13 protein-coding genes and 2 rRNA genes are annotated in these 13,394 nt (G+C 45.4%); 1 reads left to right on the forward strand and 14 read right to left on the reverse strand.

Annotation, left to right across the window (positions count from 1 at the left end; translation table 11 throughout):
* Positions 1–2: 2 nt before the first annotated feature.
* From recR to OIK42_RS13695, 5 genes are all read right to left on the reverse strand, one after another.
* Positions 3–602: a recombination mediator RecR gene (gene recR / locus OIK42_RS13675; protein ID WP_273641320.1), complete on the reverse strand. Its 600-nt coding sequence runs from the start codon at positions 600–602 to the stop codon at positions 3–5.
* Positions 603–816: 214 nt separating this feature from the next.
* A complete protein-coding gene (locus OIK42_RS13680; protein WP_273641322.1) occupies positions 817–1,278 on the reverse strand; it encodes a hypothetical protein in 462 nt (153 codons plus the stop codon).
* A 137-nt stretch (positions 1,279–1,415) separates the two neighbouring features.
* Positions 1,416–2,177 (reverse strand): hypothetical protein, encoded by a 762-nt coding sequence (locus OIK42_RS13685; RefSeq protein ID WP_273641324.1) that lies wholly within the window; start codon positions 2,175–2,177, stop codon positions 1,416–1,418.
* Positions 2,177–3,091 carry an ABC transporter ATP-binding protein gene (locus OIK42_RS13690; protein ID WP_273641326.1) on the reverse strand — a complete coding sequence of 305 codons (915 nt, stop codon included), beginning with the start codon at positions 3,089–3,091 and terminating at the stop codon, positions 2,177–2,179. The genes OIK42_RS13685 and OIK42_RS13690 overlap by 1 nt, the downstream gene beginning before the upstream one ends.
* Positions 3,092–3,103: 12 nt before the next feature.
* Positions 3,104–3,286: a hypothetical protein gene (locus OIK42_RS13695; protein ID WP_273641328.1), complete on the reverse strand. Its 183-nt coding sequence runs from the start codon at positions 3,284–3,286 to the stop codon at positions 3,104–3,106.
* A 142-nt stretch (positions 3,287–3,428) separates the two neighbouring features.
* Here OIK42_RS13695 and OIK42_RS13700 point away from each other — a divergent pair, with 142 nt between their 5' ends.
* Positions 3,429–4,628 carry an IS4 family transposase gene (locus OIK42_RS13700; RefSeq protein ID WP_273641330.1) on the forward strand — a complete coding sequence of 400 codons (1,200 nt, stop codon included), beginning with the start codon at positions 3,429–3,431 and terminating at the stop codon, positions 4,626–4,628.
* 148 nt (positions 4,629–4,776) lie between these two features.
* Here OIK42_RS13700 and OIK42_RS13705 read toward each other — a convergent pair whose 3' ends face one another.
* From OIK42_RS13705 to OIK42_RS13745, 9 genes are all read right to left on the reverse strand, one after another.
* Positions 4,777–5,103 (reverse strand): YbaB/EbfC family nucleoid-associated protein, encoded by a 327-nt coding sequence (locus OIK42_RS13705; protein WP_273641332.1) that lies wholly within the window; start codon positions 5,101–5,103, stop codon positions 4,777–4,779.
* A 127-nt stretch (positions 5,104–5,230) separates the two neighbouring features.
* Positions 5,231–7,792, reverse strand: coding sequence for a DNA polymerase III subunit gamma/tau (gene dnaX / locus OIK42_RS13710; protein ID WP_273641334.1), 2,562 nt, complete (start codon positions 7,790–7,792; stop codon positions 5,231–5,233).
* Between the two features lie 12 nt (positions 7,793–7,804).
* Entirely contained in the window at positions 7,805–8,362 is a 558-nt protein-coding gene (gene apt, locus OIK42_RS13715; RefSeq protein WP_273641336.1) for an adenine phosphoribosyltransferase, read from the reverse strand.
* Between the two features lie 231 nt (positions 8,363–8,593).
* Positions 8,594–9,352, reverse strand: a complete 759-nt coding sequence (locus OIK42_RS13720) for an HvfC family RiPP maturation protein (RefSeq protein WP_273641337.1) — start codon at positions 9,350–9,352, stop codon at positions 8,594–8,596.
* Positions 9,353–10,192, reverse strand: a complete 840-nt coding sequence (locus OIK42_RS13725) for an HvfB family MNIO-type RiPP peptide maturase (RefSeq protein ID WP_273641339.1) — start codon at positions 10,190–10,192, stop codon at positions 9,353–9,355.
* Positions 10,193–10,213: 21 nt separating this feature from the next.
* Entirely contained in the window at positions 10,214–10,792 is a 579-nt protein-coding gene (locus tag OIK42_RS13730; RefSeq protein ID WP_273641340.1) for an HvfA family oxazolone/thioamide-modified RiPP metallophore, read from the reverse strand.
* 130 nt (positions 10,793–10,922) lie between these two features.
* Positions 10,923–12,470, reverse strand: a complete 1,548-nt coding sequence (locus OIK42_RS13735; protein ID WP_273641342.1) for a methyl-accepting chemotaxis protein — start codon at positions 12,468–12,470, stop codon at positions 10,923–10,925.
* Between the two features lie 493 nt (positions 12,471–12,963).
* A 5S ribosomal RNA gene (rrf, locus tag OIK42_RS13740) occupies positions 12,964–13,079 on the reverse strand.
* A gap of 229 nt (positions 13,080–13,308) precedes the next feature.
* Positions 13,309–13,394 (reverse strand): 23S ribosomal RNA (locus tag OIK42_RS13745); the annotation flags it as partial.

Genomic DNA, 13,394 nt, shown 5'->3' on the forward strand with positions numbered 1-13,394 from the left:
CGCTACAGCGCTCGCCGTCCGGAGAAAGCGTGAGTCAGTGTGTTGCCATCAATGTATTCAAGTTCACCACCGATTGGTACACCATGAGCTATACGGCTGGCTGAGACCTGGTTTTTCTGGCAAATCTGGCCTATAAAGTGGGCTGTCGCCTCGCCTTCCACCGTTGGGTTAGTGGCCAGAATCACTTCTGAATATTGTCCGTCTTTAATCTGCTTCTCAAGAATATCCAAACCAATCTCAGCCGGGCCAATGCCGTCGATGGGTGATAAATGCCCCATCAGCACAAAGTAGGTCCCCTTATAAGCCAGCGTCTGTTCAACCGCCATTACATCCTGGGGGCTTTCAACCACACATAATTGCTGACTTGCACCACGCTCCGGATGCTGGCAAATTTCGCACAGATCCTGCTCCGAAAAATTACGACAACGCTGACAATGGCCAATGTGCTCCATAGCATTATGCAGCGCCGCACTCAGTGTGCGACCACCTTCACGGTTACGTTCAAGCAATTGAAACGCCATGCGTTGAGCGGTTTTATTGCCAACACCGGGGAGGCAGGTCAGGCTGTTAATTAACTCTGCCAGTAAAGGACTGTATTTCATAATGGATTACTACGCAGTTGATAGCCGGGTAAAGGCTCTAATGGCAATTGCAATAACAAGCATGTGGATGCTGATGTCATCGGTAACGTAAAACGGTTTTACTGCGCGTACTATACAAGACCCGATTTTAAGCGTAAACCAATACTCGTTAAGCGGAGTTATGCGGGAGACTTTTAATAACGCCTCTCAGTTTCCATTCTGCACTCTTTCTAATTTAGGTATTCTTTGCTATCAAGTCTGCTTTTAATAACCCCCCTTTGGTGAAGAGCTTTGCAGAAAACTTTGGATTGCGTCGCGATTTATAGGCATCAAGAATTTTCTTTAGACCTTCAGCTTCTAATAATGAGATATTAACTTCAGTATCCATCTCAGCACTTTCAACGAAATCCTCTGAGAATGTTGGGGCCACTATTAGTACCTGTGCGACTCGCTTTCCAGCTTGCTCGCACCGGTTAGCGTATGATTTTACCTGGCGTGAAGTAGTGGAATATTTTGCAAAGTCTCCATTCTTGCAGGTCTTAGCCTCACCAACAATTACATCATCTACACTCAACGAGATTAGAACATCGGCTTTGTCTTTTGCAGTATTGATAGCTCTGCGAAGGTCTTCGTCAACTACCAGACCCAATTGTTCAAAAATTGCCTTAGTTACTCCCGAATTCTTAGAATTATGCACCTAACACTTGCATTTTTTCATGCAATACATACCGTTTAATATAAATTAATATTCACCAATGGCATATATAAAAATCAATCAGCACTGGCGAATTAGTATATTTTGGATTCTATTTTATAAAAATCTGGTGCACGCCATTAAGAGTGACATAAAGTTCCCTTTCTCCTTGCAATATTTTCACAATAATTAAAAAACAATATTCCGCAAGACAAGTAAACCAATGAATTAATTCCAATAAAAAAAGCATCTTGCAATTGAATGGCATACTGGTAATTTACTGCTAATTTGGAAATGCTCGAACCTAAAACAAAAGGTAAAAAAGCGAAATAATTAAGTGGGTGCGCTGAAAGTAAAATCAGCCCAACAATTAACAACTGTACTACTATTTTTAAAGTGTCGGTGTTCTTCATTAATAAAAAAAGACCACCAAGAAAATAGCCGACTCCCAATAATGATGGAGCTGCTAATAGCATTGACGAGAGCATTGTGAAATAGTCTATGTCCAACCACCTCGAGCTAATCCACATAAATAGGAATAAAAAGGGGAAAAAATTAGCCATACCTAATATTACATCTACCACAGCTCTCACCATAATGATGTACCATAGCGAATGTTGAGTGACATAAATTTTGTCAAAAGTACCATCGTTGACTTCCTTATCAATTTCGTCACTAACGCCACTGTAACTGGTCACAGCAAACATCCAAATTACCATGCCAATTATAAATGTATCTAGCTTATCGGCATCCTGATCGGCATATAACCCAACTCCATAAAAGATACCCATAAAAAACATGAGAGTAATAATATAGCCCATTATCATCTCAGGCATATATCTTATTTTAATTAAAAACCATAGATATATCTCGTTTAGGAAGAGTCTCGCAAATAATATCATTATGTACTTTCCTTGAACTGCTGTTCTAAATCATATTTACTTATAGTGATGGAGTTCTGGTCTATTTCATTATCAATAACGAATTGTATTACAGTAGAAAGCTCTCCCAAGTTCTTTACCATAAATAGGCTATTGTTGTTAGAAAACATTCCAAAATCCTGCTCTTTAAGCCATTCCTTTAGTATTATGTTTTCTTGAACACTAATCTCATATAAGAAGTTTTGCGCGTTAAAATCTAAAAGACTACCGTCATATATTTTTACTCCATTCCGTAAACATATTAGTCTTTTCACCACTCTTTCGATAAAACGAAGATCATGAGAGGTGATAATGAAAGTCGCGCCATGTTCTTGAGATAAAGCATTAATTAAACTCTCTAAGGCGGATAGGCAGTGTACATCCATACCAAGCGTTGGCTCATCTAATATTACAAGTGATGGCTTATGAATAATTGCATTAATCAAGGCTGCTTTTTGTTTGTTTCCTGTAGAGAGATATCTAGCTTGCTTATCATGCTCGGATAAACTTAAAATATCAGCCAAGTATTCAAAATAATCTTTATCAAATTTGACGTTTCTCAAGCGACAGTAATACTTTGCATTTTCATAAGCACTCAGGCGTTCCATCATTTCCTTATTGCCTTCAACAATTGCACCTACATCCTTCAAGTAAGCTTTATTGTTAGCCTTAGTCCCGACCTTCTGACCATTGAACCTCATCTCTATATCATCGACCATAACTACTGAGAGTAACACCTTAATTAGCGTGCTCTTGCCGGAACCATTTGGTCCAAGTATTCCAACAACATCGCCTTTTTTTACATTGAACTCTATATCCCTCAAAGCGAACACGCTTTTTTTAGCGAGTTTATATTCCTTGCTAAGGTGATTTACTTCTATAGAATCAGTCCGCACCTTATTACGTCCTTATATACTCAATTTGTACTTTGCCGCACGAATAATTGCCGCATCATCATTTAATGCGTGTGTCCAGGCTTTTTCACCTTCGATCATTTCTAACGAACGATATAGAGCCAAACGATTATCAACAGAGCTCTGCTGATGTAATTGCTCATAAATTATCTTTTTCGCTCTTCCGTCTAGACCCATCTTCATCAACTTTTCAATAAATGAAAGGGTAAAAATGCTGAGCTATCCCCACGAATAGCAAAATAAAGTCAAAGAGTTAGGGAACATTCATGGCATTTGGTGATTCAGATCTTTCGCCAAAAAAACCAACACAGAAAACACCATGAATGCACGCTCTATATTGAACAATCTTGTCTCTTTTGTCAGCCATAAAATGCATAAAACCCGCAAACAGGCCGTTGTCGCCTGTGTGAGAAGCTTGATTGAGAGCGGTTCGGCCACTGTAACCAGCATGGGCCGCGGGATCCGTTCCAATGCCTATGAGAAACATCGTATTAAGCGGGCTGACTGGCTGTTATCTAATGGTCACCTCCAGCGTAAAGTACCGTTTATATATGCAATGATTTGCCGGTTATTTTGTACCTGTAAACATCCTGTCATTGCCGTTGACTGGTCAGATTTGGATAAGTGCAAAAAACACTTTTTACTTCGCGCCGCAATTGTCGTTAAAGGGCGGCCTATTACCCTTTATCAGGAAGTGCATGATAGAAAAGCCAGTGCAAAAGCGACTACACATAGAGACTTTTTAGAGATATTGCACACGCTCTTACCGGATACCTGCCAGCCCATTATTGTCACTGATGCGGGCTACAAATCGCCGTGGTTTCGTGAAGTGCAGGCATTGAGATGGCATATTGTCGGGCGTGTACGAAAGCCACATTTATATTCGCTGGATGGCGGTAATAAATGGCAATCTATCGCTGAGCTTTATCTAAAGGCTACAACACGCCCCAAGCGATTTGATAACGCGCGTATCGTCAAGTCACGACCTTTTGCCTGTACCTTGGTGTTGGTTAAAGAGAAAGCGAAAGGTCGAAGGGCGTTTAATGCCAATGGCTCGCGCCAACGGGATACCAGCTCATTAAAATATGCTAATGGCGCACAAGACCCGTGGCTGTTGGCAACGTCATTGCCCTACCATCGTCACTTGTCTAAACAAGTCGTCGGTATTTATCGCCAGCGTATGCAAATAGAAGAAGGTTTTCGGGATATGAAAAGCACGCGCTTTGGTCTGGGATTTGAAAATAATCGCAGCACAACCAAGACACGCATTACTGTTCTGGTGTTGCTTACCACACTGGCTTCTTTGGTCGCTGTACTGCTGGGCATGCTATTAGTTGTCAGTAAAAAGCATCGACGCTTTCAGGCAAATACCGAAACAAAATCCGTACTATCCTTTCACTTTCTTGGCTTGAGAGCCTTTAACACCGCAATACGATTTACCCTGCCTCAGTGGAAAAAGACGATCCGCTGGCTTGATGAACTCACCGCTGAAGCTTGCATGGGCAAGATTACATGCTAAATTCGTGGGGATCCCTCAGAGCTTAATATTAGATTTTTTAAACAAAAAAGCTCGAACAAATGCCGAGCTTTGAAGATTTATCTTTGTCCCCTATTTGTCCCCCTAACTTTTCACGAAGCCAGCGACCAACAAATACGGGGCTTGCGGCCTAAAACGGCATTTTCATTCCGGGTGGTAATGGCATACCACCGGTGACATCAGCCATTTTTTCTTTGGAAGTTTCTGCGACGCGACGGGCAGCATCGTTGAATGCGGCAGCGACCAGATCTTCTACCATGTCTTTATCGTCTTCCATCAGTGACTCATCGATTTCAACGCGGCGAACATTGTGGTTGCAGGTCATGGTTACTTTTACCATACCGGCACCAGACTCACCAACCACTTCGAGTTTGGCCAACTCTTCCTGGGTTTGTTGCATGCGCTCTTGCATTTGCTGCGCCTGCTTCATGATGTTGCCCATTCCACCTTTGAACATATTACTATCTCACTTATAAAAAATTAATTTAACGATTACGCGTTGACGATAATACTGAAAAAATATCTCGCCAGACTCAGTGGCACAACGCTTTACTCAATTCTGCATAGCTGTGCCGTTCTGAGTGCTAACGAGGCTGAATACTGTCATCCAATACGCTGGCATTGAATGCTTGTACTACCGACTGAATCACGTCATCACTTTGAATAACCTGCCGGGCATAACGCTCGCGCATGATATTAATTTGTTGCTGTATCTGAAACGGCGTGTCACTCACACTGCCATATTCAAGTGTCACCTGTACCGGTGATTGTAACACCTCTTCCAGCGCCGTTGACAACTGCATTGCCGTGGTGTCGTTGACCAAATGCTGTTGAGCGCTATCCAGGGTCAGCGTAACCTCGTTGCCGTCACGAGCATACAACGAATGTAACGCCACTTGTTTAAGTAACCCCGCCACCGGCATCGCTTCAATGAGCCGGCTCCAACTGTCTAATTGGCTGGCTTTAAGCAATTTATCGCCATTTTCCAAATACGCAGGAAGATTAGTATAGTCGTCAAGTGATACGTTGGCATCATTATTAAGATCGTTTTGTACCCTGGCCGCTTGCTGCGTATCACTGTTACTGGCTTCAGCCTCTGTTGCCGGTTGTTGACCGCTTGGGTTACCGCTGTGCAGATTGTCAGTTGTCTGGACTGGCTGCTCCGACCACTGCTCAGGTTCTTCGTATGAGCCGGTTTGAGCCCCGGGAGCTGAGTCTGCTGAGGTGTCGTCCCCGGTGTTTTCCAATACCCATGGCGGCGGAGCATCGAAATCGTCGCCTGGCGTATCCGCTTTGCTGTTATCAGGTTGAGGCGTAGCAGGCGAAGAGACTGCTTGTTCCTGCGTCTCAATGCCCGGTTGTTCGGCGTTATCACGTGGCTCAGCGGGAGTGGGTGTAGTAGCCGAACGATTGGCAACCGGTGGCTTATACCCGTCGGCACTAGTTGCCGGCTTTTTTGCCGCGTTTGCTTTTTCCTCCGCGGCCTGCTGTTTCAGACGTTGGCGCAACGCCAGCATCGCAGCGGTATTCGATGCAGCCGGCTTACGCGGCTCATCTGCTGCGTCAGGGCCAGGGCTGTCACCCACTTGTTGGCCTGACTGGGGCGGCGCAGGGTCTGCAGTTCCTTGCGCTGCATCAGTATCAGCATTATTGCTGGTATCAAACTGGCTGTACTGAGCGTTATCCTGATGGCGGTCGTGATGTTGATGGTCATCGTGATCAGTGAAGTGGGCGCTTTGCCGACGATAATCCTCGGCTTCATCGAGTAATTGCGCGGCTTCATCACCCAGTTGCTGTGACTCGTCATGATGAGTATCACTGATATCCTGTGCCTCGGACGGGTTTATTTGCGCGTGTTCCATGGCGCCCGATGCACCCGTTACCAGGTCGTCGTCAGCTGCTGAATGCACGGCCTCAGCGATATGCTCACTGGCATTAAAGTCACCGCTTTGCTGATGAGCTTGTGCAGCAGTGGCCGACGCCATGTCTGCCTCCGCATCCTGCGTTTCAACAACACGAGCCGGCGCTTGCTGAATAAGCGTTTCACGATCTCCTAATGGCTCTGCCGGTGCAAAAGACATCATTCGTAACAGCGTCATTTCAAACGCGCTACGCGCATCGCTGGCATAAGGTAAATCCTTGCGCCCCTGCAACGTAATCTGATACAGCAACTGCACCTGCTCGGGGGCAAAATGGCGGGCCAGCTGATAAATGGCCTTTGCGGTATTCGTTTCGAGCTTGCAGGCTTCCGGCACCCACTGGGTTAAGGCAATTTGGTGCAACAAACTGGATAGTTCAGCCAGTACATTGCTGTAATCAGGTGCCAGTACGTCTATTTCTGCGGCCTGGGCCATCACTTCGGCGGGCTCGCGTTTAGTCACCGCAAACAAAATCTTCAGCAACTGTTGGCGGTCCATCAAGCCGAGCATATCGGTTACGATGGCGCTGCTGACCTGGTTGTTGCCTTGTGCGATGGCTTGATCGGTAAGGCTTAGCGCATCGCGCATACTGCCCTGGGCAGCTTTCGCCAGCAAAGTGAGCGCGTTATCTTCGAAACTTATTTGTTCCTGCGCCAAAATATGGTGTAACTGCTGGCTAATTTGCTCGCGTGACAAGGCTTTTAAATTGAACTGCAAACAGCGCGACAATATCGTTACTGGCAGCTTTTGCGGATCGGTTGTGGCTAATAGAAACTTAACGTGTGGCGGTGGTTCTTCGAGGGTTTTAAGCAGCGCATTAAAACTGTGCTTGGACAGCATGTGCACTTCGTCAATCAGGTAAACCTTAAAGCGGCCACGGCTGGGTTTGTACTGCACGTTATCGAGCAATTCGCGCGTATCTTCTACCTTTGTTCGCGAGGCGGCATCGATTTCGAGCAGGTCCACATAGTTGCCCTGCTCAATTTCCACACAGGTGCTGCACTGTCCACACGGTGTAGCACTTTGGCCTTGTTCACAATTTAAACTTTTAGAAAAAATACGCGCAATGGTTGTCTTACCCACACCACGCGTACCTGTGAAAAGGTAGGCATGATGTAAACGATCGTTGGTGAGCGCATTACTGATCGCTGAAACAACGTGTTCCTGCCCAACCAGCTCTGAAAATATCCCGGGGCGCCATTTTCTTGCCAGTACCTGATAGGCCAAAGTTAGCTGTCCTTATTCGCCGTCGAATTCACAAATACAATAAGGTTCGACGCCTAAATCAGCCAGCTTCTCGTACCCATGTAACGCGGGTAAGCCAATGACAAATCCGGCGTACTCGACCACGCCGCCGAGATTACGAATAAGCTTGGCTGTGGCTGAAATTGTGCCACCGGTGGCTAATAGATCGTCTATCAGCAATACCTTGTCACCCGGATTAATAGCATCTTTATGAATTTCAAGGGTATCCTTGCCGTACTCGAGCTCGTAGCTCTCGCTCAACACATCACGCGGCAACTTATTGGGTTTTCTCACCGGTACAAAACCTATGCCCAGCTCCAGTGCCAGAGGCGCACCAAAAAGAAAACCACGCGCTTCGGTGCCAGCAACTTTATTAAAGCCGAGTGGACGATACTTTTCGACCAGCATGGCTATGCACTGACTAAACGCCTGGTAGTTTTCAAGAACACTTGTGACGTCACGAAACTGAATGCCGGGTTTAGGATAATCCGGCACGGTTTTTACCACTGATTTAATGAATTCTGAACGCGTGCTTTCCTGTGTAGTCAGCATGAAATCACAACACCCAAGTGTATATACCAGCTAATGTCGGCAGCAGTGGTAAAGCAACTAATGTGACTACAATTGCTAACAAATACCACCAGTTGAATACTTCTTTAAAATCTTCGTTACCAGCCATGCAAATACTCAATTCTTATTAAGCTTAAAAAATGGTTGTAAATGGTAATCGAAACCGGGCAAAAATAACAGGGTAAATATGCATGGAGTCGTATTTGTGGCTAATTACTCTACACCGCTGTTGTCGGTATCATAAGCGGTCACCGCGCCGCCCTGAAGCCAGCCGGATAGTACTTGCTGAAGACCATTAATGAGCGTGTCATAGTCAATATCAGGTACCTTCTCGTGCAGCGCTTTAGCGAGCGTTGTAAAGTCGGTCGGCTGGGTTGCCAGCAATTCCATTGTCAACGCTGACAATGGTGAGAGGTGCTGAAACTGTACGTTGTGTTGCGGGTCACGGTACAGCAAATAGTAGTGCATGCCACCCGGTGAGTCCGGTTGATAATCAGGGCCGATTTTGTGTACTGCATAAGGATACCCGGCTAACTCGCTTAGCGGCGACGCCATCATGGTGTCAGGCATGCCACTTTGCCGCCAGTAAGTGACCGGCTGCTGAGGCTCCCTGACCGATAATGCCAGTTCCAGCCATTCGTAGTGAGCCATTTCTTTCAGAAACACCGGATCATGTTCGGTTAATTGGTAGCCATTACTGAGATACTCTATAAACTCCTGGCTTATGTGAATAAAGTAAGGTGATGTACATTGGTGTTCAGTAAAAAACTGGCGAACCAAACGCTCCCACTCTTCTTCTGCATAAAAGCTGTGGAGCACCGGAAAACCGTTTTGGATAAAACCATTCACGTTATTAAAAAATAACGAGCGGTAGATATCCATGCGCCTTTTGGTGTCGGCGTCCTCTGCGCCCTGCGGTGAGGGATATCGAACACTCCGGGCAAAAGCGTTGAGTTGGTCAGGCAGTGACACTTAAGCCACTCCTCTTTGCAAAGCACTCACGTCGGCCTGAATTTGCTTAATACGTTGCACTTCTTTTAGTAAATCGGCCATGGGAGGAATGTTGAAGTCCCGCTCAAGCAGTGTGGGAAAAACATGGTGGGTTTTGTAAGCATGCTCCAGCAACTGCCACACTGGCTCAATGACATCACTGCCATGGGTGTCCACACGTAAATCCTCCGCTTCATCGAAATGACCGGCAATATGCCCATATACAATACGCTTACCCGGTAGCTTGTCGATAAACTGGTAGGGATCGTAACGATGATTAATCGAATTTACGTAAACATTATTTACATCAAGTAGCATTGAGCAATCAGCTTCAGCTAATACCGAATTGATAAACTCCAGCTCTGACAAGCGGTTATCCGCCGTAATATAGTAAGAGACGTTTTCCAGCACAAGCGGCCGTTCTAAAATGTCCTGTACTTTACGTACCCGGTCTGCCACATACTGCACAGCCTCATCGGTGAAAGGGATTGGCATTAAATCGTATAAGTGCCCCTGCGCAGAGCAATAGCTCAGGTGCTCGCTGTACAACGCGATATTGTAGCGATCTAAGAATGCTTTAAGTTCATGTAAAAACCGATAATCCAGGGGATCAGGGCCACCTATGGATAGCGAAAGCCCGTGAGTCGTAAAACTACTCTGGCCCACGCAGCGCTCTAAATCTTGTCGAAATTGACCGCCAAGTGGGATCCAGTTTTCCGGAGCAACTTCCCAAAAATCAACGTTGTCAGGCAAAACGGGTAACACGTCACTCAGCATTTCACGTCTTAACCCCAAGCCTGCCCCGCTAATCTTATGTGTCATTGATTACTCCTTTTTTGCAAGCTATGCGCCGCTACCACACTTACCTTCTTTTTTGGCTTTTTTGTCGGCGCCACACTTACCTTCGCCGCATTTGCCTTCTTTCATGGCTTTTTTATCGGCACCGCACTTGCCTTCGCCACATTTGCCTTCTTTCATGGCTTTCTTGTCTGCGCCGCATTTACCTTCGCCACACTTGCCTTCTTTCATGGCTTTTTTGTCTGCACCGCACTTGCCTTCGCCACACTTGCCTTCTTTCATGGCTTTTTTGTCGGCACCGCACTTACCTTCGCCACACTTACCTTCTTTCATGGCTTTTTTGTCGGCACCGCATTTACCTTCGCCACACTTACCTTCTTTCATGGCTTTTTTATCTGCGCCGCACTTACCTTCGCCACATTTTCCTTCGCCGCATTTGCCTTCTTTCTCGGCTTTATCGCCGCCGCAAGAGCCTTCTGCGACAAATTGCATATAGCCAGAATCCAGTTGTTCAACTTCAAATGGGTTGGCAGCATCAGCAGCAAAGGCCACTGTTGACATACTTGAACCTAAAACCACCGCACCTATTGCGCTTGCAACGCTGTTTTTCTTAACCTGTTTCATGGTAACGCTCCTGACAAAATATCTGTTGTTAAGTTCTGTAAATAGTTAGACCGTGGGCACCACTATTTCATTTCGGCTTTGCGATAAAAAAAGCGCCATTGGTATGCATTCTTTATCCGATAATACAAAGTTACTCAGCCTGATAGCCTATCCTGAATCCGCCCCAATGCCTATTGTTTACAAATATTGGCGCAGACAAATCATGCATCACCTCGCCGGTATCACGCTTATAGGTTTGTAATAAAAAGCTTTCCGTATTTTTGCCACAGCGGCTACCGGTATAATCGTCAAATATTCGTTTGGTTCGGCTTTTTGCCAAATCGACGTCGTAATCACCCGTCATTGCATGACTAAATTTTTTATTATGGGTTGGGAAATAGCCATTTTTATCAACCGCTCCGGCATAAACAATAAAGCTATTTTCTTGCAAAATAGGCTCCTGAATACCAGGTAATTGCTTATCCGTGAACTGGTCAAACTGCGTAGTGAACTTTTGCGGATTAGTATTCGGCACGGGCTTGTATTGAAAATCAAATAACTGTTGTTCGCTAATACCGCCGTCTCGGATGGCATTTTCAAATAACTGACCAATTCTGCTTGCTGCATCTTGTGCAATACGCTGCACATGCGCGTTACGGTTATCCAGCTCAAATACCTGCAACTGGCGAAAGATGTCTTCAGTTTGGTGGCTAAGGGATAACACTTTTTCTGACACATCACTGAGTTCATGCTCCAGATATTTAGTATTATCATTCAGATCGCTCGTATTAGCGCCTATTCCCAGGTTCGCCTCACCATGCATATCGACCGTATCTTTCATCACTGCCATCGACGATGCAGCAATACTCGACGCTTCACTCGCCGACTTAATTAAATTTGACGACTCATTGATCATCTGCGACATCTCTTCGCCAGCCGCAGACACCCTTTCAATAGCCTGCACCGAGTTCTGACTGTAGGTATTGATTTCGTTTAACACTGCATCAATGCCCTGGGTGGCATCAGTGGTTTTTTTAGCCAGATCGCGTACTTCGTCGGCTACTACCGCAAACCCACGGCCCTGATCGCCAGCACGAGCAGCCTCTATTGCAGCGTTAAGCGCTAGCATGTTGGTTTGATCTGCGAGTTGGTTGATGGTAGTGGTGATACTGCCAATTGACTCTGCACTGCTGCGCAGACTCTCCAGCATCGATTTAGAATCGCTGATCTGTTGAATGAGATTTTCCTGTTGACGCAATATATCAGCTAACAATTTTCGGCTTCGTTGTGTCATGTCATCCGACGTTCTAATTTCTTCTTCGGCTTGACCCGCATGTTCTATGAGCTCAAGATTACCGGACTCTATGTGCTTAATTTGGTTGGCAATGTCCTCAACACTGGCAACCTGCTGTTTAAACATACCGGCAAGCTTATCGAGAAAATAAGAAACATTGGCGCCACCTATCGCAACGCGACTGGCAGATTGGCTAATACGCTCAGCCCTTTGATTAAACTCAGTGAATCCAACGGACTGCGAACTACTTTCTTCACCATTCGCAAACGCTGAACAAGCGTAATAGGTTACCAAACAAGAACAAAAACCAATAACAACCGATACCATCGCCCAAGAGACGTCAAATAGTGCTAACACAGCACTGACGATAACAATACTAACCAGCTGACTTATTACAATCTTCATTGTTGAACTTCTTATCTCAAGCTTCTTTAACTAATAGCTTACTATAGACCATTTACGTTAATAAACTGTTAATTTACTAGCCATATATTCATTCGTTGAGCTAAAGGATAAGTCCTTCTCCGGGGATTAGCACTGTGTGAAATCGCACATACTTATATCTGCCGCTCATTATAAACATCATACGCAGGGTGAGCGCTGTACGAATTGCGCATTAATATAACAATCTCAAGAGAAGTATTGTGGGTTAAGAGTTAAGGGTTAAAGCGATGAAAAGGGGAAAGCGTCAGTGAGTAAAATAAAGTGGTGAAATACAAGTAGCGCTGTAAATTGGCGGCGGCGCAAGATTGTGAATGTATTGGCTGCAGCACAACAGTGGTTACCAGGTGTTTGCAATGCTAAAGGTCATTCCCGGCACATTGATGCATTGATTTTGTATTTTCGACCAGACACAAAAAAGGCCCACTCAACTGAGTGGGCCTTCTTCTTAATGGGAGCCTGGCGGTGTGCTACTCTCACATGGGGAGACCCCACACTACCATCGCCGCTAATACGTTTCACTACTGAGTTCGGAATGGGATCAGGTGGTGCCGTATCGCTATGGCCGCCAGACAAAGTCGTGCAAAATCGAGTGCTCTTCTCGACTTTTGCGCAAGGAGGACAAACAGTACCCTCAGGTGCTGGCCATCATCCTCTTGTAAACTGTCTTTAAAAAAAATTTAAATTAACAATTTTGGAATCTGATACGTTCTTCAATACTCACGAGTAACTTAGCTACTCTTTGACTTAATTAGTCAGCCATTGCCATCAACATCTAAATGTAAAGCCATTTAGGCGTTGTATGGTTAAGCCTCTCGGGCAATTAGTACAGGTTAGCTTAACGCCTTGCAACGCTTCCACACCCTGCCTATCAACGTTGTAGTCTAC

The sequence above is a fragment of the Alteromonas gilva genome (assembly GCF_028595265.1).
In the GTDB taxonomy this organism is placed as follows: Bacteria; Pseudomonadota; Gammaproteobacteria; order Enterobacterales; family Alteromonadaceae; genus Alteromonas; species Alteromonas gilva.

Bases quoted from the DNA above. Each gene is read 5' to 3' on its own strand.
- recR (WP_273641320.1), bottom strand. From the start codon at position 602: ATGAAATACAGTCCTTTACTGGCAGAGTTAATTAACAGCCTGACCTGC.
- OIK42_RS13685 (WP_273641324.1), bottom strand. From the start codon at position 2,177: ATGATATTATTTGCGAGACTCTTCCTAAACGAGATATATCTATGGTTT.
- OIK42_RS13695 (WP_273641328.1), bottom strand. From the start codon at position 3,286: ATGGGTCTAGACGGAAGAGCGAAAAAGATAATTTATGAGCAATTACAT.
- OIK42_RS13700 (WP_273641330.1), top strand. From the start codon at position 3,429: ATGAATGCACGCTCTATATTGAACAATCTTGTCTCTTTTGTCAGCCAT.
- OIK42_RS13705 (WP_273641332.1), bottom strand. From the start codon at position 5,103: ATGTTCAAAGGTGGAATGGGCAACATCATGAAGCAGGCGCAGCAAATG.
- apt (WP_273641336.1), bottom strand. From the start codon at position 8,362: ATGCTGACTACACAGGAAAGCACGCGTTCAGAATTCATTAAATCAGTG.
- OIK42_RS13725 (WP_273641339.1), bottom strand. From the start codon at position 10,192: ATGACACATAAGATTAGCGGGGCAGGCTTGGGGTTAAGACGTGAAATG.
- OIK42_RS13730 (WP_273641340.1), bottom strand. From the start codon at position 10,792: ATGAAACAGGTTAAGAAAAACAGCGTTGCAAGCGCAATAGGTGCGGTG.
- OIK42_RS13735 (WP_273641342.1), bottom strand. From the start codon at position 12,470: ATGAAGATTGTAATAAGTCAGCTGGTTAGTATTGTTATCGTCAGTGCT.